The 26,975-nt window shown below is 44.8% G+C and carries 16 protein-coding genes; 7 read left to right on the plus strand and 9 right to left on the minus strand.

Translation table 11 applies throughout. The features are described from left to right. Positions 1-103 precede the first annotated feature (103 nt). Together KUV50_RS01260 and KUV50_RS01265 are read right to left on the minus strand one after the other, a co-directional pair. On the minus strand, positions 104-1,630 hold the full coding sequence (locus KUV50_RS01260; RefSeq protein WP_222578265.1) for a glycoside hydrolase family 10 protein: 1,527 nt from the start codon (positions 1,628-1,630) through the stop codon (positions 104-106). Between the two features lie 246 nt (positions 1,631-1,876). After that, positions 1,877-2,410, minus strand: coding sequence for a Uma2 family endonuclease (locus KUV50_RS01265; RefSeq protein WP_222578266.1), 534 nt, complete (start codon positions 2,408-2,410; stop codon positions 1,877-1,879). 226 nt (positions 2,411-2,636) lie between these two features. On the opposite strand from KUV50_RS01265, the gene KUV50_RS01270 reads away from it, so the two are divergent. Next, on the plus strand, positions 2,637-6,149 hold the full coding sequence (locus tag KUV50_RS01270) for an SNF2-related protein (protein WP_222578267.1): 3,513 nt from the start codon (positions 2,637-2,639) through the stop codon (positions 6,147-6,149). 370 nt (positions 6,150-6,519) lie between these two features. On the opposite strand, the gene KUV50_RS01275 is transcribed toward KUV50_RS01270, so the two are convergent. Next, entirely contained in the window at positions 6,520-6,975 is a 456-nt protein-coding gene (locus KUV50_RS01275) for a c-type cytochrome (RefSeq protein ID WP_222578268.1), read from the minus strand. A 240-nt stretch (positions 6,976-7,215) separates the two neighbouring features. Here KUV50_RS01275 and KUV50_RS01280 point away from each other — a divergent pair, with 240 nt between their 5' ends. The 4 genes from KUV50_RS01280 (at position 7,216) to KUV50_RS01295 (ending at position 12,134) form a co-directional block, all read left to right on the plus strand. Further along, positions 7,216-7,551, plus strand: a complete 336-nt coding sequence (locus KUV50_RS01280; protein ID WP_222578269.1) for a hypothetical protein — start codon at positions 7,216-7,218, stop codon at positions 7,549-7,551. Positions 7,552-7,676: 125 nt separating this feature from the next. Continuing rightward, positions 7,677-8,177, plus strand: coding sequence for a hypothetical protein (locus KUV50_RS01285; RefSeq protein WP_222578270.1), 501 nt, complete (start codon positions 7,677-7,679; stop codon positions 8,175-8,177). A gap of 161 nt (positions 8,178-8,338) precedes the next feature. After that, positions 8,339-11,332 carry a two-component regulator propeller domain-containing protein gene (locus tag KUV50_RS01290; protein ID WP_222578271.1) on the plus strand — a complete coding sequence of 998 codons (2,994 nt, stop codon included), beginning with the start codon at positions 8,339-8,341 and terminating at the stop codon, positions 11,330-11,332. Between the two features lie 58 nt (positions 11,333-11,390). Then, positions 11,391-12,134 carry a LytR/AlgR family response regulator transcription factor gene (locus KUV50_RS01295; RefSeq protein ID WP_222578272.1) on the plus strand — a complete coding sequence of 248 codons (744 nt, stop codon included), beginning with the start codon at positions 11,391-11,393 and terminating at the stop codon, positions 12,132-12,134. 195 nt (positions 12,135-12,329) lie between these two features. Here the strand turns inward: KUV50_RS01295 and KUV50_RS01300 are convergent, their stop codons facing one another. Beyond that, entirely contained in the window at positions 12,330-14,237 is a 1,908-nt protein-coding gene (locus KUV50_RS01300; RefSeq protein WP_222578273.1) for a right-handed parallel beta-helix repeat-containing protein, read from the minus strand. Between the two features lie 148 nt (positions 14,238-14,385). Beyond that, the gene (locus KUV50_RS01305) at positions 14,386-16,206 is read right to left on the minus strand and encodes a DUF4091 domain-containing protein (RefSeq protein ID WP_222578274.1); all 1,821 of its coding nucleotides are present in this window, start codon (positions 16,204-16,206) and stop codon (positions 14,386-14,388) included. Positions 16,207-16,575: 369 nt separating this feature from the next. On the opposite strand from KUV50_RS01305, the gene KUV50_RS19635 reads away from it, so the two are divergent. Continuing rightward, entirely contained in the window at positions 16,576-16,782 is a 207-nt protein-coding gene (locus KUV50_RS19635; RefSeq protein WP_222578275.1) for a T9SS type A sorting domain-containing protein, read from the plus strand. 281 nt (positions 16,783-17,063) lie between these two features. On the opposite strand, the gene KUV50_RS01315 is transcribed toward KUV50_RS19635, so the two are convergent. From KUV50_RS01315 to KUV50_RS01325, 3 genes are read right to left on the minus strand one after another with little or no spacing between them, the layout of a single operon-like run. After that, positions 17,064-18,821, minus strand: a complete 1,758-nt coding sequence (locus KUV50_RS01315; protein ID WP_222578276.1) for a RagB/SusD family nutrient uptake outer membrane protein — start codon at positions 18,819-18,821, stop codon at positions 17,064-17,066. Between the two features lie 12 nt (positions 18,822-18,833). Further along, the gene (locus tag KUV50_RS01320; protein WP_222578277.1) at positions 18,834-22,496 is read right to left on the minus strand and encodes a SusC/RagA family TonB-linked outer membrane protein; all 3,663 of its coding nucleotides are present in this window, start codon (positions 22,494-22,496) and stop codon (positions 18,834-18,836) included. Between the two features lie 54 nt (positions 22,497-22,550). Further along, positions 22,551-23,651 carry a FecR family protein gene (locus tag KUV50_RS01325; RefSeq protein ID WP_222578278.1) on the minus strand — a complete coding sequence of 367 codons (1,101 nt, stop codon included), beginning with the start codon at positions 23,649-23,651 and terminating at the stop codon, positions 22,551-22,553. Between the two features lie 228 nt (positions 23,652-23,879). On the opposite strand from KUV50_RS01325, the gene KUV50_RS01330 reads away from it, so the two are divergent. Then, positions 23,880-24,422, plus strand: a complete 543-nt coding sequence (locus KUV50_RS01330) for an RNA polymerase sigma factor (RefSeq protein WP_222578279.1) — start codon at positions 23,880-23,882, stop codon at positions 24,420-24,422. 115 nt (positions 24,423-24,537) lie between these two features. Here KUV50_RS01330 and KUV50_RS01335 read toward each other — a convergent pair whose 3' ends face one another. Then, on the minus strand, positions 24,538-26,940 hold the full coding sequence (locus KUV50_RS01335; protein WP_222578280.1) for a PDZ domain-containing protein: 2,403 nt from the start codon (positions 26,938-26,940) through the stop codon (positions 24,538-24,540). Between the last annotated feature and the right edge of the window lie 35 nt (positions 26,941-26,975).

The raw sequence follows: 26,975 nt of genomic DNA on the forward strand, positions 1-26,975 counted from the left end.
ACAGATATTAAATTTATTGGCACGGTTGCGCAAATGACCAAAGACCATTTTAAATGTTAAAACTTAAGGCCTAAAAAGTACTATATGTCGTATGCCTAATCCATCAATCAGGTATCACCACTTCGACGACCGGAGCCGGTGTGCTCAGATTTTTTATCCGATCCATCGCCCGGATTACATACCGGTATTTTTTCCCTGGTTCACTTTTGGCATCAAAAAAGAATGGTTGTGGCTTGAAGCTGATTCCCACAATATGGGCCCCGCTCTCCAGATCGATGGGGCCGTTTTCTTCGAACCGGTACACCACGTAACCGTATGGTTTTTGTGCATCATGAGCGACCGCCGGCGAATCCCAGCGTAAACGCACAAAACGATCAATAACCGTAGCTCGAACGTTTGCAGGTGGGGCAGGAGGAATGCTGTCCAACCATTTCATTGGCGGGATCAAGGCAGGATGCTGATACAGGTCAAGCCTTAAAGAATCTGCAAATCCGGCCATGTTGTTCATCAGGGAACGCGAACTGAAATAGACGCTTCCGTGGATGTTATCTTTTTGCCGCAGCGCTCTGACCTGACGAGGCAGCTGGCTCCAGTCTTCCCACCCATTTTTTCCTTCCAGGGAACGATAAGGGGCCTGGCCTACATAGACCTGCTTGCCAAAACTGTTTTTGCTCCACCAATCGAGTAGTTTTTCAAACGCAGCGGGCGGGTAATGAAAAGGAAAGTAGATCTGTGGGTTTACATAATCCATCCAGCCCTCTTCCAGCCACTTGTACACATCGGCGAATAGTCCGTCGTAATTAGTAAAGCCATTGGTTTCGGAGCCCCGGGGATCTTCCTTTTTATTGCGCCAGATGGCAAAAGGGCTAATGCCAAATTTGACCCAGGGTTTTGCCTGATGAATTGATTCATTCAGTTCCTTCACAAGCAGATCCACATTATTGCGTCGCCAGTCTTCGATGGTGTTGAAATCCGCAGTACCATATTTTTCATAGGTCATAGAGTCTGGCAGAGGATCTTTTCCCGGATAAGGGTAGAAATAGTCATCAAAATGAATCCCATCTACGTCGTACCGCATCACTACATCGAGGATGACCTCAACGATGTATTCACGTACTTCCGGAATTCCAGGATTAAAATAGGTTTTGTTATTATAGGTATAGAACCACTCTGGCCGGGTATGTGAAATATGATCCCGGGATCGCTTGCCTGCATCACTATCCTGGGAAGCGCGGTAGGGATTGAACCAGGCGTGCAGCTCCATGTTGCGGTCGTGGGCAGCTTCGATCGCAAATTCCAGGGGGTCATAAAAAGGCTCTGGGGCCTGACCTTGTTTTCCGGTCAGGTAATAGCTCCAGGGTTCTTTTCCGTCCGAAAAGAAGGCATCTGCGGTGGGTCTGATCTGAAAAACGACTGCATTGAGTCCCATACGCTGGTGCTGGTCCAGGAGCCAGAGCAATTCTCTTTTTTGATCTTCCGTGCTCAGTCCCGGCCGGGACGGCCAGTCAATGTTGGCGACTGAAGCAATCCATACCCCGCGAAATTCGTGGAGTGGGGCAGGCGAATGCTCTTGAGATGAAAGTGTGCTGAATGCAGTAATCCAAAAAAGGAAGATGAGTCGTAATTTCATAGGTTGCTTAAAAGGCTTTTGCAATATTAACTATCTTTCATTCTTTTCTCATCTTTTTTGACGAGAAAAACTTTCTCAAATTTTTCTCTCATCAAACTGATGGTGTGGTAATGCCCTGCAAAGCGGGAAAGAGCCCGCACCGCTATTGCGGTGTCTGCGCTGATCACGCTATAGGCGTGACAAGTCCTGCGGTAGAATCCTTTAGTGCTATGAACTTAAGTCCACATATGCTAGCTTATATCCTTCCTAAAACTCAAAATCAAAATCCAGTACAATGGAAGAAATTTTGCCGTCAAATTTTACCGGTGACCCATACCGGTCATCCTCCAGGAAAAACCCATTTACCTCTTTTGTCTTCGGATCGACGATCCAGTATTCCTTCACTCCATGTCTTTCGTATACTTTCTTTTTCTGGTTTTCATCAACCCTGGCATTGGAAGAAGATAGGATCTCTATGACCATGTCTGGTGAACCATGTAAACCGTCCTCTTTTATTCTATGAAGGTTGTCATTGGTGACAAATACTATGTCAGGTTCAAATACATTTTCATCATCCAGATAAACTCCAAAAGGAGCGATACGGACTTCACCCAATAGATGCTTTTCAACATGCAAGAAAATTGATACATTAATTCTGTTCAGGGTTTTTTGATGAATATTACTTAGCGGAGGCGACATTGTAAGTTGATTTTCAATGATTTGAGCACGAGTGCCTTCGGGTAAGCTTTCCCAAACTTCCCGAATGGTCCGCAGTGGTTGGGATACGGTGGTCGATGTCATGGTTAATGGTTTTTGTTCTAATATAAGGGAATATCGGGCTTTTCCGTTCCCTGTTGGAAAAGAAAAGGGTTTAGGTTATAAAATAATGAGAAGGTTTCCCCCTCAGCACCTAAACCACATTCCAGAAATTTCATTCTAATTATCTCCTTTTCAAAATTACCTGATGATGGAAATAATCAACCCATTTTTATAAAACAAAAATTTATATTCGCAGTAAAACCTGGTTATGGCAGAAAAATTTGGAAAGACGTGGTGGGGGCAGCAATGGCTGAGAGCGCTGAATAATATTGACTTTAGCAACCGGCTCCCCAGAGGTGCTACTTATGCCCGGCGCGGGTCGGTGACATCGCTTGAAATTAAAGGAAGTCGCATCCATGCAAGGGTCAAGGGAAGCCGTCCCAGTCCTTACAAAGTAGACATCATCCTGCCAGGTTTTGAAGATCCGGAAAGAAGGAATTTCCTGGAGGCACTTTCCACCCGGCCCCTGATTATTTCCAGGCTTTTCAATCGGGAATTGGCGCCTGAATTACTGTCCTTGGCTGAGGACAATGGACTGCAGGTGTTTCCGGAAGAATGGTCGGATCTGGAGATGAGTTGCAGCTGTCCCGACTGGGCGGTTCCGTGCAAGCATCTCGCTGCCGCCATTTATAAAATATGTTCTGAAATTGACAATAATCCCTTTTTGGCATTTCGTCTTCATCATCTTGATTTGATCGAAGAATTGTCAAAGCGGGGACTATTCATCAAAACCGAATCTGCGACGATCCCGGAGATCACCGAATTGTACATCGGGAATGGGTCCGGGAAAAATAGGAAATCGGATAAATTTGAGTTGCAAAATGCATATCAAAAGCTATCCTATTCGGCCTTGTCGCCCATCCATGAAGCACTCTATGCCTTATTACCAGAAGCCCCGCCCTTCTATGCCGGATCCGGCGATTTTAAGAAAAAATACAAAGTAGCTCTGAACCGCGCGGTTAAAAGTGCAGACCGCATCATAAATGGAAGGACCAGTCTGGCCGCCCAGTTAGCACAGAGCATAGACAGCCAGACGATATCTGCACACACCACGAGCGCAGTGATCGTTTCCGAAGACCTGCAAACCACGGTGCAGGTGAACGGTGAAACTCTTGAACTATCCGGTTTCATGCTGAATTTGGCTGAAATTCCCGGCAACAAATTATTGGATTATCAACCTTCTACTGCCGCCTTTCACACCTTATTCCATTTGGCTATGCATTTGACAGCCAACGGAGGAATAGTTCCACAGATCATACGTCGACCTGATGAGAAATATGCGATTCGCTGGCTCCCGTCTATGATCAGCAAAGAAGTTCGACAACTGGTCATAAATGCAAATGAGATTCTTCCACCGGATGTTTTTTGGTGGGAAACGGGTCAGTCAAAAAAATCGATTGAAAAGGATAATGTGATCAATCTGCTTTCGGTGTTTATCACAGAATTGGTCACGGGATTGTCAGGGAAGGAAACGAGGGATCTGTTCTTAGACCTGTTTTTTACAAATCTATCCTATAGTTTTGATCAGCCTGGAGAGCGTGCACTGGTCGGTGGTATCCAGGCCTGGTTGCAGAAGTTCTACCTGAGTCAGGGGGCTTATAAACCGCAACTTGCTGTTTCTGAACTGAGTGAAGACGAGTTCCGGATCGATGTCAACGTGGTTCACAACACTAGTAATCCGGATGGTTATATTCCTCTGAAAAATGTGCTCAATCAAAAGAAATACGATAAGAACCGGATCGAAATCCTGCAATCCATAGCAACACTTACGGAATTCATACCCGGACTGGAGCAGTACATCCGGACCAAAGGGAAAGATAATATCATCCTGGATAATCCTACTTTTACGTCATTCTTATTTGAAATGATCCCGGTCATCCGGTTGTTGGATATTGATATCCTCTTGCCGAGGTCACTACGAAATATTTTAAAACCCCGGCCTTCCATATCGTTGACTGCTCAACCCGGAAAATCCTATATAAGACTGGAAAAACTACTGAAATTTGATTGGAAAGTAGCCATCGGTGATGCATTGATGACCGAATCTGAGTTTAAAGAGTTATTGAAGCATTCCGAGGGGCTGCTTAAGTACAAATCTCAGTACATATACGTCAATCAAGACGATTTGGAAAAGCTGCACAAACACTTCACCTCTGGAAAAGAACAGCTGTCCTCGTTTGAGATGTTGCGCGTTGCATTGATGGGTGAATATCAGGGGGCATCGATCGGTTTTGATCAAGAGGTCAGAGATTTGATCCAAAGGTTGACGGACGTCGAAAGGGTTCCATTGCCCACGGGACTCAAGGCCACACTTCGCCCCTACCAGGAGCGTGGTTATTCCTGGATGTACCGCAACGCCAGGATTGGATTTGGTTCGGTCCTCGCAGATGATATGGGGCTTGGAAAAACCGTACAGGTCATCGCCACCCTCCTGAAATTCAAAGAAGAAGGATTGCTGGATAAAAAAAAATCGTTGATTATTGTACCTACCGGACTTTTGACCAACTGGGAGGCTGAAGTTGAAAAGTTTGCCCCAACGTTAACGACGTGTTTATACCATGGAACGGGAAGAAAGCTGGATGAAGAATCCGATATCGTATTGACCTCATATGGCATTGCCCGTTCTGAAGCTGTAGAACTGAAGAAAATGCCGTGGTTTGTCGTGGTGATCGATGAAGCACAAAACATCAAAAACCAAAATACCCAACAAACCAAGGCGATTAAAAGCATCAAAGCGGATCATTTTATTGCCATGAGCGGAACACCGGTGGAAAACCGGTTGAGTGAACTGTGGAGTATCGTGGATTACAGTAATCGGGGGGTATTGGGCTCCGATAAAGATTTTCAAAAATTGTACGGTAAGCCCATAGAGACATATCATGACAAATCGGTAGCGGAAAAACTCAAAAAGGTGACCGCCCCTTTTATAATGCGTCGGCTGAAAACTGATAAAAGCATCATCAGCGACCTGCCCGATAAAATTGAAATTGATAGTTACGGGACCTTAGTCGCAGAGCAGGCCAGCCTCTATCAAAAGACGGTAGAAGAAGCCATGAAAGAGATCGAAGCCATAGACCCTGCAGATAAAAAAGAACTGTTCACCAGACAAGGACTGGTTCTCCAGATGATTATTGCCTTGAAACAGATCTGTAATCACCCGGCACAATACCTGAAAAACAAGAACCGGAATGCCGCTCACAGTGGGAAAATCCAACTCTTGTTTGACAAACTGGATGCCATTCTGGATAGCGGTGAAAAAGTATTGGTATTTACCCAATTCAGGGAAATGGGCGAACTGTTGCAGTATTTCATTGAAGAACGATATCAAGAATCACCTATGTTTTACCATGGCGGCAGTAGTCTCAAGCAGCGCAAGAACATGGTGCACAATTTTCAAACAAATCCGGCGGACAAGATTTTTATTCTGTCTTTAAAAGCAGCCGGGACAGGACTCAACCTGACGGCCGCCCAACATGTCATCCATTATGATCTTTGGTGGAATCCGGCTGTAGAAATACAGGCTACAGACCGTGCCTACCGCATCGGACAAAAAAATGATGTTATGGTTCACCGGTTTATTACCAAAAATACTTTTGAAGAACGGATCAATGCTATGATTCAATCCAAAAAGACCCTGGCGGAAATGACTGTTTCCACTGGTGAAAACTGGATAGGGAATCTGAGCAATACAGAATTAAAGGGGGTATTTGAGATGAAGTAATACCATGTGAACTCATAATTGGCCCATACATTCCGATTTTCTTCGAATCTCTTCATCAAAAATACCCGGTGTAACTCCTAGCTATACCTTTGTTTTCTTCCTCGACAATCTTTGAATATTTACAAAATCTTATACGGCAGTATCAAATACAAATGGTATAATTCATCCACATGACGCTGACCCGGAATTGCTTGATAAATAAATGACGAAAAATCAATCATACCGCCTTTCTCACACACCCCAATTTCGTATGCAAGCACACTAAAAGCTTCAGCGCACAGAAGAGGCAGAAGCATAGTGGCGTACTCTCGAAGCGCTAGGGGTAATTATAACCCCCTATAACATAGACCACCAAGGTGAATGAATCACCTCAACGCTCCAGTTCATCATAATTGATGGGCACCGAGATGCGTTGAACGGGTTTTTCATGGCCATTGTGGCAGGAATTGCACGTCACGGGAAACTCCTGATAGAGGTAATTGTCTTTGAAATCACCAGGGACATCAAAGTAGTCTTTATTTATTTCCGAAGTCATTCGCATCATATTCAGAGCGATTTCTTTGTTTTTATGATCGGCTGCAAAGTCTAGTTTACCTGGTTTATCAGTAGACTTGGCATGGCATGCATCGCATCCGACACCTAAGGCGACCTGGAAGCTTTTCATGACGGCCGACAATTCATCGTGGCTGATGTCTTTAGGAAGAATCTTTAGATTGTTTTCCCGATCCGTGGATTTTTGCGAAGGACTAAAAGCTGAAGCAGCAATAATCACCAAAATAGAGATGGCTGCCACCATCACATTTCTCTTGTTTTTTTTGATTTTCATAGGGAGGTATTTATGTCAGTTAAAATGATCGATTGACAATATAATAAAATATTGGGGGAGATAAAAGGATAGTAATCTAATCCGAACTCGCAAAAGTTACAAAATACATTTTCTTCCTAAACGATTCGATGGTCGTATAAAGAACCCACTTACTCATTCATACCCGTCATCGGCTCAATGACCCTTGAAATATCCGGAATATCGCTTCATATTTACTTTTGATAACAAAATTTGAAGTCCATGAAAAATTCAATGAAACTTTTACTGATCGTAGGACTGATCTGGGGAGTATCTTCAAGCTGTAGTAAAGATGACGATTCAGGATTATCCGGAAACTGTGGGAACGGCGATGCCTGGTTCGAATTGGTTACCGATGAATCTAATCAATTAACGGAGGCATCAACCAAATACTCCATGGACCCCACCCAAGAGAATTGCGAAGACCTCAAAGGTGCTTATCGACTATATATTAATGCGTTAAAGGAGATTAGTAAATGCGTGCCTGGGTTTTCCAGATCGGCATACCAACAATCCCTGACGTCAGCTGAAATGGAAATAGAACAGGTCTGTCAATGATTGTAAGGTCTGGTGAATGTGGTGGAACCTACTTCCTGCTTTTTTATAGACGGTTCACTTCGCAAAGTGCGCACCGCTGATTAATGACTTAATTAAACCCATATCAAATCTATAAAACACCAACAATGAAAAAACTAACACCATTAATTTTCGTATTTCTATTTAGCACAGGATTGATCATAAATACCCATGGACAATCATTTCAGAAAGGGGACCTCATAGCCAATGCCGGAATTGGGTTGGGGTCCACATTTGCGTTTACAGGTGGCTTGGGATTGCCATTGGGAGGCGGTGTAGAATATGGGATCACCGATGCCATTGGTGTTGGCGGAGAAATTGGTTTTGTATCCGGTGGGGGATTGACTGCGATTTATGTCGGGCCCAAAGGTTATTACCATTTCAATGAACTGTTTAATATCGAGAATGACCAGTTGGATATCTATGCGGGGTTGAGTCTGTATTACCGGCACTTTAGTTTCTCGGGATTTTCTTTTGGTATAGGCAGTGGCATCTACCCTGGTTTTCACATTGGGGGCCGATACTATTTTTCAGAAAATTTTGGCGTTTATGCAGAATTGGGGAACAGTTACGGCTGGTTGAAAGCAGGAGTGTGCTTAAAATTTTGATACAGAGGTGTGATTCAGTTTGGGAGAACCTGGTTTAAATTATTGAACGTTTCAAATTGACTTATCCACCTACGAGATAAGACGTCAGCATTTCATAAATTTTTGTAAATTTAAGACAAAACTTGAACCAGGGAGTCCGGTACTGTAATCTCTTCGTGATTATGTTGGTGATATTGTCATCCGCAGAATCCCAGGATCGAACCTTGCTTTTTGAGAATTATAGTTCACGCGACGGATTGTCCCAAAATTCATGCTACGATATCTCACAGGATGGAAGAGGATTTATGTGGCTGGCGACCCAAGACGGGTTGAATCGATATGATGGCCATGAGTTTCGGGTGTACTTGCCGGACAATGAAATTGGCGGGGTCCTTCCCTCCAATCACATCACCAGCCTGGAGTTCGATTCGGACGAAAATATCATGTGGGTCGGAACCATGCGTGGCATTAGTCTTTATCATCAGGAGATAGATTCTGTCGTTTCACTTTCCAGTATCTATCCGTTTGCTGTTGATCTGGAAGAATTAGGCGCTAAAAAAATTATTCAATTCCAAAAAGGAGAATTATGGATCGTTTCTCAAAAAAACGGGTTGGTCATGGTCAATCTCGAATCGAAAAGCATCCATAAGTTTTTTGATGATGAAGGATTGGAGGACCACGTAAATGGGATAACCTATCATCGAGGAGAAATTGTGGTAGCAGTGGCAGATCAAATTTATACCCTGGATCCTAGTGCTTCTGAAAATCAGACGAAGCTTCATGAAACAGGCGTAAAATTTTCTGAAATCAAAGAATTGTATTCTTTCCGGGATCAGCTCTGGGTAGGCACTTATACCAAAGGATGTTATTACATCGAGGACTTTGGAAGCGAGAATCACGTCGTGCACTTTGAACCGGCCCGGGTGGGGGGGATTGGCGCATTCATGACTGATCCCAATGGTCATTTATGGATTGGAACCCGAGGAAATGGGATTCTGGTCTACGATCCCATGAAGGAGGAGACCGTGGTCGCTCGTCATAATAGATTTGATGATAGGTCGCTTCGGAAGGATTTTATTCTGTCGTTGTTTGTAGATCGCCAGGGACTAACCTGGTGCGGGCTGAGCGGAGGTGGCTTTTCCAAGTACGATCCTTTGAAATATCAATTTTCGAACCTTCAAAATGATCCATTGGATGCTACCAGCCTGCCGGGGAACATGGTATTTAACATATTTAAGAGCAAAAGTGGAATGCATTATATCGGAACGCAAAACAAGGGATTTATACAATGGGACATGGAAGCGAATCGGTTCTACGAGTATTCCTTTTTTTCGAAACAGGGCGTCCCTGAAAACACCGTATATGATATTATCAACGATGGTCAGAATTCGTTTTGGCTCGCTACGTGGGGCGGACTGATCCATTTTGATGAAGCGAAACAAAGGTTTACTTCATACAGAAGTAAAAAATATCCGGAAACACAGAATTTATACGCGGTGCACAAATTGCAACACAAAAACAGTTTATTGGTGGCCAGCGAGCATGGTATGATGTACTTCTCCTTAAAGCAGAAGGAGTGGCTCCCTTGTGCTCCCGATGTTTTTCAGGAGAATGCTATTATAGGCCGGCACATCCTGGAGGACAAAGATGGGATCCTATGGATCGGTACGGAAGGCGGGGGCTTGGTCAGACTGGATTATGTCAAGCAGGAGATTAAAATTGTTCAAGAGGTCTCCCGTATTTCGGAGAATGTCCGGTATGTCCTGAAGGAACACAACTCCCTTTGGTTAGCTACTGATCAGGGAATCGTGTCGTATGATATGAAGAAAGATACGGTGATCCATCACATCCGGATGGATGGGATCCATCAATCCAATGTCTGTTATAGCATCCAAAAAGATCAGGTTGGAAACTTTTGGATTGGGACCAATTTTGGTTTGCTAAAATTGGATCGCCGGACCCATCGATTGCAAAATTACAATATTACGAATGGTCTGAAATTCCTTGAATTCAACACAGCGTGTACCTTGGCAGAAGAAGACGGAACACTCCTGTTCGGTGGGGTGGGTGGAATAACTAAGTTCAATCCACTTGATATCGTCAAAAATACATTTAGTCCGGATCCCATTATCACCTCAGTACGTGTCAATAATCAAAATTGTCATTTAACAGATTCCGCGAACTATGTGTTTGGACACCAGGAGAACGATCTGACTTTTCATTATACGGCCAACAATTTTTCCAATCACGAACGCAACCAATATTACTACAGGGTGCAGGGATTAATGGAGCAGTGGAAGAACAATCAAACCCATCATACCATTAGTTTCAACAGTGTCCCACCAGGTAGTTATTCTTTTCAGGTGCGGTCCGTAAACAGTGATGGCATACAGTCCGAAGGGGTAGCCCGGTTTAGTTTTATTATTCAACCTCCGTGGTGGAAAACCTGGTGGTTTATGACTGTGATGATTCTTTCCGTCCTATTCATCGCCTGGATACTGATCAAAAGAAGAATCCGAAGCATCCGAAATCAGGCCGAGTTAAAGCAACGGATTGCGGAAACGGAAATGATGGCATTGCGAGCGCAAATGAATCCCCATTTTATTTTTAATTGCCTCAATAGTATCGACGCCTTTATCCAAAGCAATGACAAGTACCAGGCGACCACTTATCTGAATAAATTTGCGCGGTTATTGCGAAACGTATTGGATAGTTCCAATCAAAACACAGTGACCTTTTCGAAGGATTTTGAAACCTTGAAGCTGTATTTGGAACTCGAGCAACTCCGCAATTCGAATAAGTTTACCACTCATATCCATGCGGATAAGGAGTTGATGGACGATGATTTTCAGGTTCCGCCATTGCTGATCCAACCTTATGTAGAAAATGCCATACTGCATGGGTTAAAGTACCGGACCGATAATGCAGGGAAATTGATGATCTCAGCGTACAAATTGCATGAAAGGATATACTATGTCATTGAAGATAATGGGGTGGGGAGGGCAAAATCCAAAAATGGAATTTCAAAAGACAGAGTCTCCTATGGGATGAAAATGACCAGCGACCGGGTCCGGTATTTTAACAGTGAAATAGACCCTTCAGTTACAGTGACAGATTTGACTCAGAATGGTCAGGCAGCCGGAACAAGAATTGAGGTGCTGCTGGACATCAAATAAAAGGATTCGGTTCTCGAGTTGGCATAGGATCGGAGGCATATAAAAAAAATGGTTAGACATGAAAAGATTATCAGCAGTTATTATCGATGATGAAGCCAAGGGACGCCTCGCTCTCCGGGAGAAGATAAACAATTACTGTCCGACCGTGGAGATCGTTGACGAAGCTGCGGACGGATTACAGGGTGTCGATATTATTACCCAACATGATCCGGATATCGTTTTCCTGGATATCGAAATGCCCCGGATGGATGGTTTTGAGATGATTCAGATGTTACCCGGTGTTGATTTTCATATCATTTTTACTACCGCTTACGATCACTACGCGATAAAAGCCATCAAGTATTCTGCGTTTGATTATCTGCTAAAACCCGTAGACATTGAAGAACTGAAATCAGCCGTGGACCGGGCAGGCCACTATCCTGTGAAGTGGACTCACGATAAGATCAGCACCCTTCAGGATAATTTAAGAAGCCAGCCCAATTTGGGGAAGATTGCCATTCCTACCATGGAAGGATTGTTGTTTTTCAATACGGCGGATATCGTCCATCTCGAAGCTCAGAGCAATTACACCATGATTTATTTCGAAGAACATCCCAAGTTATTGGCAAGTCGGACCTTAAAAGAGTTTGAGGAATTATTGCCGGCCGACCTGTTTTACCGGACTCATCATTCTCACATTATCAATCTGCATTTCATCAAAAAGTATATTCGCGGTGAAGGCGGACAGATTCAGCTGCAAAACAATGACTTTGTTCCTTTGTCCCGGCGGAAAAAGCAGCGGTTTTTGGAGGTGATTATGTGATATGAAAAAGCACGATTATCCAGGAAGGTTATGATTTTTAGGTCATAGTATGACTGGTGCGTGGCACTTGGCGCAGAGCATGAGTGAAAAAGTCTAAAAGATCACCAGCGATGAAAAGTTTATCCGTTACAAAGACTTATTGAAATACAGCACTAAGTCGCCAGGCTGTGTTCACCAAATTGAACATCACGACGCTCAATTTTTCTCTTTCCTCCGGGCTTCCCACTGTTCTATAGCTTCCGATAATTGCTTCTGATAGGCCGGCTCTCCCACCACAAATACCTGATTATCTATTTTGATTATATCACCTTCTCTCGTGGTGTTGTATCGAATGGGACGGATGTTTTCTTTACAGAAAAATTGATTCTCCCGGACGATATTGGTAGTAGCCCGATGAAAACGCAGCGGAGATTTGGCGATTTCATAAATCAGATTATTTGCGACTACCACATCAGTGGTCCCTTCATCCAGAAAAAGTCCGTTACTTTCTGCCCGGCCCACATTGAGGTTAACATCATGGATGCGATTGTGCAGGATCTTGCTGCCGGGTTGGAGCCCCAGCATGTAGATTCCACCGCCATCACTCAGCTGTTGCATGATATGATGAATGTGATTATTTTCCAGAGTGTTGTCTCGACACGGCGTCGGTACAGGGCTCCACATCCATCCAATGGATATCCCGGTATAGGGCAAATCAGAAATCTCGTTTTCCCGTATGGTCGTCTCAGCGGTGAGACCGCACCAGATCCCCACAGCGCCAAAAAACTGCTGGCCACATTTCCGGATCGTGTTGTTCGTGATTTTATTTCCTTTAGCCACTTGTTCCGGAGCTTCCTGCCACCAGGGCTGACCGTTCACCGTTCGATCACGGCCTTCGCCGATCATGATTCCATTTCCGGAAATGTCCTCAAATGTGCAGTTTGAGATGGTGTTGTTTGTGGATCCAGTGCCAAACCACAGGCCTGATCCACCCAGGTTCTTGAAGTGACAATTGGTAAAAGAGTTGTTCTCTGTCCAGTCTCCTTTAATGGCGGCTGGAACGACGGCCCACCCTTTGGTCGGGGGTAACAGATCTTTAGATTCAGCCTTTGTGAATCGCGGGTCAAAATGACAAGCTTGTACCCCGCCATAGCCTCTATCCGGAATGATCCAGGCAGCATGTTTAAAGGTCAGGCCTTCAAAGCGTATATTCTTCAATGGTTGTTCCATACTTCCCGATAGGTCCAAAAGACCATGGGAGACGGGAATGGTTATGTTGTGATCGTTGGGATTCTGTTCAGTGGGTAATTGGATGTAAAGAACGTTTTCGATTTTGTCGTAGTACCATTCATCATCCGCATCCAGGAATTCAAGATCATTTTCCAGAAAATAGCGCGGGTTGGGCTCCCAGTTGTCAAGATTGAAAAAAGCAGGCTGCCGGGCACCGATGGAGTCTACTGTGGTGAGTTTCTTTAATGACAGGTCGATGTCCTGGACACGTATTCGTGAGATCGACCAATCATGCAACAAAATAAGCTCGGTTTGTTCCACCGAAGCAGGGATAGGAAAATCACCCGCTTCAAAGAAAAAGTTCGTTCTTCGATCAGCACCTACTTTTGCTACTCGTAAAAAGCCTTCGTTGGGATACCGGGCACGAATGGCTCGTCGGTCATCGATGAAAAGCTCCCGAAATTCTGAATGTTTGGGAAAGAGTTTGGATAAGTCAGCTTTCCATAGACCATCTGATGTACGCCTCCACTTTGGAACCTCCACACCACCTGAAATTACCGGCGCGGTCCCGGGCAATGCAGCAATAGTCAAGGCGCCTTTTTGGTTGTGAAATTCGGCCGATCGAAGTCGTATTGGTTCACTGATTCGGTAAGTTCCCTGATCAACCCAGATGGTGCAATCCTGGTCTGGTGAATGGTGAAATTCCGCTTTCACGGCGTTCAATGCTTTGGACAGTGTCGCAAAGGGCGCTTTTTTTGTGCCGGGATTTGAGTTTTGTCCGGCTGGCGACACATAAAATTCAGCGGAAAACGATAATGGGGAAGCCAGAATCCACATCAGAAAAAAAGCAATTAGGCGGTAAATATTTCTATGTTTAACCAGGATGTTCATCATTCAATTATTTTTTCAAATAAGCCCGCCTCAGATCTAACTTATATTTTACCTCACTATTTGTTGGCTCCATTTGGCAGACAGGATATCAAGCATTTGGACACTTTTATCACTTCACAGAGCTTTGGTTCATTCAAGAAATCCGTCAGACTTATTTGCTTAAGTTCCATAGCACCTGATCCGCAGCATGGATGACGGCTGCAGTAGTGCGTTGTTGAGGGTCAAGATCACTAAAAGTTTTCAGCATTTTCTCCAGTTTTTGCAGACCCTGTTGGTTGTTTTGCTTTTCAAACTCCTTCTTTAAGAGATTAATTTTTTCAAATTGTTGGATTCCTTCGACCAGACGTTCCATACGCATGGAAGTGCGACCGCCCGGATAGACGAAATACGTGTCACCGGCTGCCCAGGTCCGAAACCGGCTATCCAGCAAAGGTTCCAGTACCCAGCTGTTGTAGGCCCACCGCAGAAAACCATCCAGGTTTTCACTGGCTGCATGCCAGGCCAACCATTCACTTTGGGCCGGTGGACTAAAGGTAAATGTATTGGGATAAGGGTGGGAGCAACTGGTGTAATAAGTGGAGATTTGACCTGCTTTCCGGCGTTGTTCTTTCATTTCAGGGGTAAAGGATTGACCGTAGGAAATGCAGTAATCATCAATGTCCTGAAGTAGCTCCGGATGCAGATTTCCTGCAAGTGAAATCTTAAAGTTCTTATCGGCTTTCCGGATCACTTTCAGTGTTTTTTGCATGGCCTCCATGGGACGTTCATCCATAGCAATAAAAGTTTTTTCAAACCATCCTTTTTTCTTCAGATGGGTGGCAAACGAGGTGAGCATGGAGCCCCATAGGTCTTCATATTCAGGTTCTCCCGGTTGGGTTTCTATAAATCGCAGTTGGTTGGTAGCCTGGTCATAATATTGAAACGACAGCCGCCAGGGGATCATCGAGTAACAATTGATTTGTTTGGTCACCCCCAGATCCATCATAAACTCTACCCAACGATCAAATATGGTATAGTCAAAATACCAGGTTCCATCCGCTTTTTTCATCCAGGTCACCATCGATTCAAAATAATCATGGGTTTGCGCATTCCACGGTTTGTGTGTGATGGAAGCCGTGATGACATTTCCGCCGGCATCGGCATAGTGTTTCATATCTTGGCGCAAAAACTCGAAATGTTCATCACTCCAGGGAGTTACATTATAATAGCGTGCAACGGCATAGGGGTTTTGCCATAAATCCAAATGAAATTTCCAGTGCCTGGGCTTGGGTAGTTTCTGAGCGCTTACATCAAGTGTCAGCGTGAGTTCTTTCATTAATTGACCGTTGTCGTATATCGTTACTGTGCCTTTGTATTTTCCGGGATGGGCATCTTCAGGAACCCATACTCGGATCCAACCCGGGCGTGTACTATTCCCGGGAATAGTTAGTTCTGTAGTAATGTGGTCGATCGCATCTGCAACCAGTGTGGAATCAAAGTCCGTGTTGTCCCGATGGCCACAGGCGCCTTTACCGTCTTTGTTGAGTTCATCGGTCAACACATATCTCACAAATCCAGACAGGATGTGTTGTTGGCTGATTTTATGCCGGCTGTCTTTCTGGTGCACGAGATCGCTCACCGAGTAAGCGAGTTTGACGGGGTCTTCAGAAGCTGAGACGACCCATTGCGCCGATACACGTTCTCCTCTCCAGGCACGAAGATGAATCGTAGGTTGGAAGTGGTCCTGCGGCATCGGTACTTCTTTTTTATACCGAATATCGGTAGAACCCCAACTGACTTTATTTTCTTGTATACCTTCCCATGCTTTCAGGTCTGTGGCGACCGGATTGGGTAATTCAGTGTATATCGTTGCAGGGTAGGGCGTCTGACCGGTTTTTTGACCGGAATGCGTGATCCCTTTCTGGTTCTGAGCAGAGCCATTTAAGATGCCCAATAAGATGAGGAGAGTAAGTGTACAAGTGTTTCGTATCATAGTCTGCAAGATAAAATAATAATTTCAGAAGATCATAACTTGTTCGCTGATTGCATGGGATAGACCGCGTATGTAGCTACCTGAAATCGTTTGACTTAAAGTATTTATACAGCATTTTATGATATATACACCACTGGAATTCCATGCAAAGTTAAACCTGCTTGTGTTGAAGAATTACGGGAAATCATTACTAGTGCCTCTTTTGCACAAATTTTTAGAACCCATGAAAACTAGGGATAAATCCGGTTGTTAACTTGTGTAAAATAGAATGTGGTTGGACCTGAGTCGAACCTTGTTCTTCGAAACTTTGATATGCGATTAATCGATCCCCATCCCCCCTAATCCTGCTTTCAATCACATAACCTTCAAATGGCTGCAGGGGGAGGTGCCCCACAGCACTTGTCATTGAATATTTATTCGTCCTCTGGAAAACGAATGTGGTCCCAGTCTTTGGATCAGGTCGGTCCTTCCCGAACTGTTCATTGTACCATACCAAATTTGAATTCAGGTACATATTTTTATCACATTCGTTCAAAGAATGGATACTATACATCTGGGCAGTGTATGATCAATTGAAGCGTGATGATTAATGGCTGAGATGCTGCGACGTTGCAAACCTGTTTGCGAAGAAGGATTCAAGATCCGGTATAGAGATAGATCATTGTATATGAAGATCGAGGAGATACTAAAATTAAAAAAGCCTCCCAACCCGGGAGGCTTTTTTTGTTTGATCATAAGATATGAAGCCTGAACACTAGAAAATACTGTGATCTTTCATTCCTATAGTAGGAGAATCTTTAATCATTCCATCTTCGGTTGAATCGATTCTATCCGCATTGACTAGGGCATCAACCGTCTTACCACCCCGGGTTTTGTCCTAGGTTCGGATTCTTAAGTAAATCCAGATTTGGAATTGGGTAAAAATAAAGTTTATCCTCCCAAATACGATGCTGATTTTTCATAAAGACCAGCGTATGACCATCTGCTGCCAGTTGATACCGGTTGGAAGCACCATTGTCCAGTGTTTCACCGACATAAAGATAATAGACCCCTGGGATTTTCTCCGGATCCTTTTTCTTGGTAACAACCAGATCCAGCTTTCCGTCCTGATTCATATCGTAGGGTTTATCCAACTCAGGGATGTAGATCCCGTCCCATATGTCCGTCAGCAATTCACCCACCTTCCAGCGCTGTACATCCGCCCAGGCAAATCCTTCATAGCTTAATTCAATCGCTCTTTCTCTTCGGATCTCCAGTAAGGACGGATCACTAATTCCGGGGAAAAAACGTTCCTGGATATATGGATCAACGGTAGTTGGTTTTGAGTCCAAACCACCTGTAATTCCCGCCCGGGAACGCAGTACCCCGATGGTTCTACTCCAATCGGCATCGGTCAATTCACCCAATTCTGCTTTGGCTTCAGCGTAATTCAGCAGGACTTCTGCAAATCGGAAGAGGACAATATTGTTTTCATTGGCCATTCGGTTATCCAGGGATATATCCGGCATGGTGAATTTATGCGTCTGGTATCCAGTGAGCGAATACCCATAATCCGGCGCGACTTCGATTTCCTGTCCACCTTCAAGTCGGGTGAACCCGGGTGTGCGGACGGTTTGTGAAAGTCGGTAGTCCCGATTTTGAGTTTCTGTAACAAAAGACATGGTGTCCGAACCGGGAATATCTGTGAAAGGCGTTCCATCCCGCATCAGGTAGGTTTTGACAAAAGAGCGCGTTAACCCCACCGCCACCGATGATGTGACTGAGGTCCAGAGTCTGTTGGCCTGATGAGCTACCCCCAGCCCATTGTCAAAAGTAACCGCATACAGTACCTCAGACGAGATGGGTTTCTTGCTGCTAAACAGTTCCTTGTAAGAATGCTCCGGGCCGGCACCCGTATAGATGGTGTACCCTGCGTCCATGACATATTCTGCAGCATCTACAGCTTCTGACAGCCATTGATCTGCAGAAGATGAAAGACCCGCCTCGGTGTGATATTTCCGAAAGGTGCCTTCCCAAAGACAAATGCGTGATTTTAAAGCAGAAGCCACTGTGGAAGTCACCGTGGACGCACTTTCATCGGTTTTGTTGGAAATATTGTTGATCGCAAAATCCAGGTCTTCTAAGATTTTGTCCATGATCAGCGTTCGGTCGTCTCGTCCAGCTGTAAGAAGCGGATCTTCCACATCCAGGGGATGATCAATCCATGGCAGATCACCAAATCGTCTCATCTTGTTAAAATAAAAGTAGGCGCGAAAGAAACGGGCCAATCCAATATAGTGGTTGCGGACCTCGACCGGTACCTCTTCGCTCGTGCAGTTTGCAATAAAATAATTGATGTTTCTCAGGCTGTTCCAGTTCCATCCAGAGCTCTCTTCAGGACCAAAACCTCCGGGTGTGAGGTATTGAATGACTCCATTGTAGGCCGAATAATAATTTAGCGAAGAGGAAAGCTTCGAACTTGAGGGGAACTGGTTGTAAAAGGAATTGGTATACATCTGCAACCCCTGTTCCGTATTGAAAATCGGACCTTTATCAACTTCTGCTTTAGGTACTTCCACCAAATCGCAGGAGAATAATCCAAATATAAAAATCGTGGCAACTATTAATTTTTTCATGATTTTCTAAATTTAAAATGTGACGGTTAAACCAAAACTAATGCCCTTCAGAGTGGGGTAGTTGTATGTCTGCGTACCATTGGATATACCGCCGGTGATACCGCCCGGTATCCGGGCAGCAGCCTCCGTATCCTGATCCTGACCATAAATGTTAGCCACGTCAAAACTGTTTTGGTACTTATAAATTGGCGACCAATTCCACAAATTTGTTCCTGAGAGATACAGTTGGGCATTTTTTATCCGGGCTTTCGAGACCCAATTCACAGGTAATTGATATCCGATGCGTAAATCTTTCAGACGCACATAGGCTGCGCTTTGCAGGTATCGGGTCTGAACGACGGCCAATTCCCGGGAACTTTGCAGCGCGACATATCCTCTTAAACGCGGAAAATAGGCGTCGGGGTTATCTTCGGACCACATATTACCGAGCATGGATTTGGGGATTAAATCATACGGACGGTTGTATTGGCCCCAGAATAAGGCGTTGTCAGTACCGGGCCACCAATCCTGCTGACCAATACCTTGGAAGAATACTGAAAACGACAGACTGTTCCAGTTGGCACCCAGGTTGAGTCCAAATGCATAGCGGGGAGAGGAATTTCCAATGATCTTTCGATCGCCGGGGTTGTTCACGGTGTTGTCTCCATAAGATATGATTCCGTCGTTATTAAGATCCCTGAATTTTATATCACCGGGTAGCCAGGTTTTGGTACTGGAAGGTGAATACAGGTTCTGATCCGCATGGCTCTGTATGTCTTCCTCTGAGGTGAAAAATCCTTCCGTCTCATACCCCCATATTTCTCCGATGGTCATTCCGGGGTAGTAATTAAATCGGGCATCCCAATACGAGCCAAGGTCTTTGTTGGGATTCGTATATCTGTCGATGGTTGATACATAATCCGATAATGTCGCTCTGATGTTGTACCGGAATGGCTTATTGCCCAGCGTGAGCTCATCATTCCAGCCCAGGCTCAGTTCCCAGCCTTTGGTGGTCATATCCGCGTAGTTACCTTTCGGAGGAGTAGCTCCAAAGGTGGCGGGAAGATCGAGTCCAACCGCAAACATGTCCTTTGTTTTTCGAACATAGACATCACCGGTAAACTGCAATCTACTATCCAAAATTTCTAAGTCCAGACCGACATCTGCCGTAGTGGAAGTCTCCCAGGTCAATCCGTTTGGAATCACAGCCGGGGTGGAGGTTGCCTGATTAATCGTCCCCCCAATCAGGCGATTCATGGTGTATATGTTAAACAATTCCTGATAGGTGTACGGGGGAACATTCCCATTTCCCAGCGATCCGTACGAAGCCCTAAGCTTCAGATTGGAAATAGCATTGGTGCTGACATCCCAAAATGGTTCTTGTGTGATTCGCCAACCAGCCGAAACCGATGGGAAAAACCCCCATTGCTGGTCTGTAGGAAACTTTGACGACATATCCAATCTGCCATTTACTTCCAGCAAATACCGTTCATCATAGTTGTAATTGAATCTAAAAAATCCGCCAGCTACTCGCCACTTGCTGTAGTTGTTGTCAATCGTGATGCCACCTCCATTGGTCAGGCTTAAGCTTTCGGCATCGGGGAACAACAACCCATTTCGACGTGTGGAGAGCGAATTGTACTCGGATTGCTCGTAATTGTACCCCAACAACCCTTTGATATTATGGACGGTAGAAAATGTTTTTTCGTATTCCGTATAAAAATTGGCAGCCAGGTAATTAACCCCGCTATTGCGGTCGGTCAGATCATTCGTGGTACTACCCAGATAAGAGATTACACCCCTTTGATTACTGTATGGGACAGGCACTCTTTTTGTAATCTGCCCTTTGTCAGTATTCCTAAAAGTGAAATCTCCTCGTACGTGAAAAGCATCATCGAAAAATGAAGCATTGAACGACGAGGTGTTCCGTACCACTTTATTCTGGGTGGTTATTCCACTTTTCCCATATTGTAAATCTCCTACACTGTACGCCGCTGCCATGGTCAGTGTTCCATCGGGATTGAACATCGGAGCCATGGGCGGGCTGTCATTGACCAAGCCGTACCAGATCACGCCACCACTAACATTTACCGGGTAAAAATACTTTTCGTTGGCCAGGTTCAGGTTGTTTCCGATTTCCAGCCAGTCAAATATCTTCACCGAAGCTTTGGCCCGAAGGTTCAAAGTAGAGTAATCATCGCTGTTGTAGGCAAACAGACCATCCTGGTTGTAATTACGGGCGGAGATTAAAAACTTGGTTTTGTCATCACCCCGCTGGATGGAAATATTGTGCTCATTGCCCATGACCTGATCCTTGTACAACAGATCCCACCAATCTGTGCTGGCGTAATACTGGAATCGCCCATCGTCATCGACTTCCACATCGGGTAAGTTGGGGTTCCCTGCCCGCTGTCGAAGTTCGTTGTGATAGTCCTCCGAATATTTTAGAGATCTGTGAAAGCTTGATGGTGTTCTGGAGTAGTCATAATATGCCGAATACGCTTCTACAAACATATCTGTGTAGACTAAAGGATCGCTGACCATATCGGGAACAATGGTCGGAGCCTTGATGGACATATTTCCGCTATAGGTAATTGACGTTCTTCCTTTTTCGGGCTCTTTGGTCGTGATCAGTACGACTCCAAAAGCTCCACGGGCTCCGTAAACGGCTGCAGAGGTGGCGTCCTTAAGAACAGAGACATTGGCTATATCATTGGGATTGAGTGTCGTGGGGTCGCCTTCTACTCCGTCAATGAGTACCAGCGCACTGCCCCCCTGACCGATCGAGCCCAGCCCCCGGATTTGATAGCTGGCCCCTCGGTAGGGTTTTCCGTCAGCGAGGGTGATATTAAGGTTAGGAATGACTCCTTGCAGACCCTGGGTTACATTGGGCATCGGTCGATTCTCGAATACCTCGCTTCCGACCTGATCCACGGCTCCGGTCAGGTTTGCTTTTTTCTGTGTGCCGTATCCCACGACGACGACTTCATCCAGTGTCTGTATATCTTCCTGCATGATAATCGTGATGCTCATGCGACCATCCACGGACACTTGCTGGCTTTTGTAACCGATGTAGGACACGGTGAGTATGGCTTGTTCGTCGATGTCATTGAGGGTGAATCGTCCGTCAATATCGGTAGTCGTTCCTTTATTGGTACCTTCTACCAAAATATTTACACCGATCAGGCTATTCCCATTGGCATCGATGACTCTTCCCTGTACATTCAATTCCAATTGTCGGTTGTATATATCCCGAGTAGCGGGCGTGTTCAAAAAAGCTACAATTTGTTCTTCTTTTTTTCGTTCATTTGCATCCAGGATGCTCTGGAAGTGCCCAACCATTTTTTCCAAAGATTCCAGTCCGGCTTTGTCATCTCGATACAATGCGACATATTGCCCGTCAAAAACGTGGTATTTTAAGTCGGTCTGTCCCATCACATAGGCCAGATCTTCTTCCAGGCTTTCGGCCTTATCCAGCGTGTATCGGACCTCATGACCGGATACCCAGGCCCGGTCATAATTGAACAATACCTTGTATTTCCGACTAATCAAATGAATCGCTTCGATCAGAGAAATTTCATTATTTGGCTTTAGAGGCGCTGCTATCCCATTTGGGATATGCAAAATCATGGTTAATAGCACGATCAATAGAATTGTCCTGCAGCCATTCATTTTGGGTGTAATTGCTATATTCATCACACATTTAGTTTTTAAGTTAAAAAATTAAAAATCAGGGAGAAGTGGTGGCGCTTACTTCTCCAGTTTCTTTACGGTTATTTCACTGTTGTTTTCTTCCATTTCAATTTCTAAGCTCAGTGACATTAATTCGGAAACGGTATACCAGTCTTCATAAGGCAAGCCCAGATCTACCTGGCGGCTGAGCATGGTGCTGTCCTCCATGATAAATGACTTACCATAAATGTCTTTCAGCTCCTGAAGCACTGTCTCCAATTTTTCATTTTCATAAACTAAAAATCCATCGACCCATGACGTTGGTTCATCTGGAAGCTTCTCTTCATGTCGCTCCAGGGCACGGGTAATTCCTGAGTAGGTGATATGATCACCCGGCGTCAGATAGATGCTGTCCATGTGTTTTGCCAGTGATGGTCCAGCGGTTTTCTTTTCATCGTTTTTAGATCGGGGGAGGGGAGGCTTTGCGACCAACAGTACTTCTCCCGATTTGAGAAATACATCGGTCTTTTGCCGTCGGGATGCTACGTTGAACGAGGTCCCCAATACATTGACCGACAAATCGGATGTGATGACTTGAAAAGGCATCAAACTGATCGAATCTTTCTGATCGGGGGAAGAATTATTAACCGGCATACGTTGATGACTGACTTCAAAGAAAGCTTCCCCCTCCAGCTGGACGGTTCTTTCCTGGATGTTTTGCCAATTGGTATTCCATGTCATTTTGGAATTGGCGTTCAACAAAACGCGGCTGCCATCGCTTAAAACGATTTCCATGGTTTCCCCAAATCCCGTTCTATACTCCTTAGTGTTGGTTTTTGTCCACCACCACAGCATCATCCCGGCGATGAGGACTCCTGCGGCAACAGCAACAATTTTTCGAATTTTTAGGGACCATATTGCGTGTTTCTCGATGGGCATTTCCCGAACGTCACTGATTTTTTGCTCCGTCGGCCACTCGGATCGGACCTTTTCCCAGGAGAGATTTTCCACTGAAAAGTCTATATCATTTCGTTCCCATTCATCTTCCATGATGTTATGAATGTGTTGAAATTGGTTTCGATCCCTCAGTAACATGAAGAGCTCCTCGACTTCCTCATGGGTTGCCGTTCTATTGAGATATTTCTCATACAATAATTTGATCTTATGAAGATTTCTCATAGTTATTCAGGGTTGACCCGAATTTTTGTTGTTTTAGTTATAAGTCACGGTAAGATGGTATTTTCATTTGTTTAGTACAATTTCCTTTGAAATTAGCTCTTCTGTGAAAGGCTTTGGTATATAAGACAAATTGCTCTGCCTTCCGTACTAGTCATTAGGTATATTTTTTTGAAAATTTGAACAGAGTTATTTTTTAATTACCTTTAGAACCAATAGGATCGAATTAACATGGTGGATCTTGAGCAAATATTTTATGAATACCGCAATAAAGTTTTTGGCTTTTTTGTCAAAAACTTAAGCGATCAGGAGTTGTCCCGAGACTACACCCAGGAGGTGTTTTTTCAGTTGTGCAAACGTCAGGATGAGCTTCAGGATATACAATACCTGAACAGGTATATATTTTTAATGTGCCGGAATATGGTGATTAATCATTTGCACAAGGCAGCGCTGGACAAAAAACATAAGGAACATCTGGTTCGGTCCTGGGAGGATCTGCGTATCCGGGGTAATTCACCAATTGATCGGCAAATTGATGCCGATCACTATCGCACCGTCATGGCACAATCCATAAATCAATTGCCCCCCCGACAGCAGGAAATATTCGCATTGAGCAAACAACAGGGTTGGTCCAATCAACAAATTGCTCAGAAACTGGGGCTCTCGCCCAATACGGTAAAAAATCACCTTCATCAGGCGATGAAAAACCTACGCGCTACGATTCCAAATAGTGAAATAATGATACTTATCTTGTCGGTGGGCTTCATGCTGTAATCAACCAGCCTTTACGATGAAGCGATCCATTAAACCAGTGCGTAAATCGATTAATCAGATCATACACAGCACTTAAACCCATCGGGATCTGTGTTTATCGTGCGATGACCCGGATTCACTTTCTTAAAGTGACATTCAATTTCATAGGACTTTGGTTCCGGAAAACCGTTAAATCCACGTTGCCTTTCCAACGCTCTCCCTGATAAGCTTCCAGTAATTGGCGCATGGAATTGGTTTCCTGATTATTCAATGCCAGGATGACATCACCCTGGATCAGGCCCTGAGTTCCTGCCAGACTACCTGTCGGTGTTTTTAGTACGAGAATTCCGCGTTCTCCATCCATACCCGTCGCCGATCGTTCCCCGGCACCTTGGAGCTTCTTCACCTGAGCGCCCAGGAATTCAAAAGTCGCACCGGCGTCTTCTTTTCCGACCGGATACAGAACAGGAATTTCCGGGGACTGAGCTAACTTTTTAAGATCAGGGCTGAATACTCCAAATTCATCCATGGAGAAATTGACAAACCCCACCTGTAAGGCAGGGGATTTCGTAGATACTTTAAAATTCCCGGATTTAGGATCGATGTACTGTGGAGCACCATATAAACTGTGCTGGTCCAAACCCAGTTTTTGAGAAAAAGCCAGAGCTGAAGAATCGGGAAGAAGGTTGTAATCAATCTGATCACCCCAATCCGAGACCCGGATGGGTTTGTATCTGGTCGACACTATATTATGCCGGAATATGTCGTGACTGTTTTCGAACCAGACGTGCGGGTGAAAAGAATTGTTAATCATGATGTTGTTTTCTACCGTTCGGTAAAATCCTTCTCTTAATTTAATTCCTCCATTCAGACAAAGGTTGTTGTAAATATGATAATTACTGGATCCATCATCCAGATCAATGTCCCAGCCATGATCACAGCGAAACCGGTTGTTCCTGATCACGGTGGTGTCGACGGCATCGAGCAGGATGAGGGAGGGATCTTCTTTTACCATGGTGTTCATGGTGGAACGATTGGGATGCCAGAAACGGTCACGTCCCCAGGAATTAAAGGCACCATGATCTCCGGTTTCCAGGACCGTATTGAATACATCATTGTATTCGATCACATGTCCTCCCCAGGTTCCATCCCCAATATTGATCCCAGCGCGCGGTGTGTTGTAGATGGAATTGTGACTGGCTGTAATTCCCATGGCCATGGAAATCTGGATGCCGGCGACCTGCTTTTCCACCCGGCCGATGTCATGAATAAGATTGTCTCGCACAATGCAATCCAGGGGATAGGTATTGTCTTTGGGACCTGTGGTTCTATCCAGTTTTTGCCAATCTACAAACTCATGATATTCTAAGCTGGGTGATCGGACAGCTTCCGGCCGGCCGACCAGACAAACACCACTGGCTCCTGGTTTACGAATACGATTGCCTGAAATCATAGCTCTACGGTTATATCCTGAGATGAAAATACCATTTCCGCCTACCTGATCCAGAAAGTTGTTTTCAAATCGGATGTTTTCAGTCCCCTCCAAAAAGATAGCACCGCCCCGGTGAATCATCCAATCGCTGCGGAGCAATGGTTCGTTGGTCTTCATAAAGGTGTGCCTGGTATGACGAAAAGTGCAATGCTGCCAGACAATGTTTTGGACGGGTGCATCAGATGTACCGGTAATTTTAATGAGGTTTTCCAGAATAGGGATTTCTACTTCTAAGGAATCCATATTCAAACCATGCGGGCGGATAAACGACAACCGGCCGGTGTTTTGATCATAAAACCATTCACCAGGGGCATCGAGTTCCTCCCGAATATTCTCTACGTACCGATATTCGGGATGCATGCCCATTTGGCGATTGTTTTGGAAGCCACCTTCCAGCGTCACATTCCCTTTTTTGTCTGATCCGGTAATCTGATAATGATAGTCGCCCCATTCCGCCACGTGCATGGCATGAAGAATACCCGTTTCAGGATTGTTCCATCCCAACGTGCGAGTGGGGGCGATGGCGTCGGCAGCATAACCATTGTATACGAGCACGGTGGTGTCACAATTCGGATACCGTGCCCGGATTTGTTTTTGACCATTGATATAGAGTTGGTCAAAATCGAGCGCAGCCTCCAGGTTTGTCTGCCATAGACTATCTTTGATTTGAACCCACTCCAGGTCCAACCTTTGAGCTCCTGAGATGATAACTTCGGAATCCCCTGTGGGTTGGATAGTGAGAGGATATTCGTTCGTGCCTGAATGGGCAGATGTCAATTCAAGTGGTGCCTCAAGATAATGCGTGCCCGGAGATAATAAAATCTCAATGGACCCTTTAATCCCATCCATATTCAGTCGGGCGACAGAATCCAGAGCGTGTTGAATGGTCGGTACATGTGCAGTGTTGGTACTCAGACTTGAGTCTGGATACTCAGACTTTACATAAATCCGATGGGGTGTTTTTTGACAGGAAGCCAGAACAAATCCGATGACTATATATCCCAATACCCGGAGTTTTAGATTCCCATGTTGCGCATATTTAACCATGTGACTTAAGGTGAAAAATGATTTTACGAAAAACC

Source organism: Membranihabitans marinus (assembly GCF_019802045.1).
Classification (GTDB): domain Bacteria; phylum Bacteroidota; class Bacteroidia; order Chitinophagales; family Saprospiraceae; genus Membranihabitans; species Membranihabitans marinus_A.